Genomic DNA, 305 nt, shown 5'->3' with positions numbered 1-305 from the left:
ATCTTGGCCAATATACCGTGGGAGAGGTATTCCGCTCTCGTTTTGGTAGCTTGTTCGTGATTCTTGAAAAATTCGCAACAGGCCAAGCGAGTGATCACTTCTTGATTGATATCGACCAACAAACCCTGACCGATCTTAAAGGTGAAGTTAAACGCGATATTCTAAGAGGCTCAACGTCAGAAAATTAAGCGTTTTACCGATTAGATGATTAGATTGATGAAGGGTCTGCTAGCCATGAGTTAGTGGGCTCTTTTGTTTGTCTGAGCGTAGGTTTAATCGAGAATTACACCTAAGAACTTTTAAGG

1 protein-coding gene is annotated in these 305 nt (G+C 41.6%); it reads left to right on the top strand.

Annotated elements, in window-relative coordinates; all coding sequences use genetic code 11:
• A partial coding sequence (locus AB4512_RS24775) for a hypothetical protein (protein WP_372176123.1) occupies positions 1-188 on the top strand: 188 nt, incomplete at its 5' end.
• Positions 189-305 lie beyond the last annotated feature (117 nt).

It is taken from the genome of Vibrio sp. 10N.222.52.B7, assembly GCF_041474275.1.
GTDB classification, from domain to species: Bacteria; Pseudomonadota; Gammaproteobacteria; order Enterobacterales; family Vibrionaceae; genus Vibrio; species Vibrio crassostreae_C.
The sequence above is the reverse complement of the archived record's forward strand: the minus strand, read 5'-3'. Positions and strand labels throughout refer to the sequence as shown.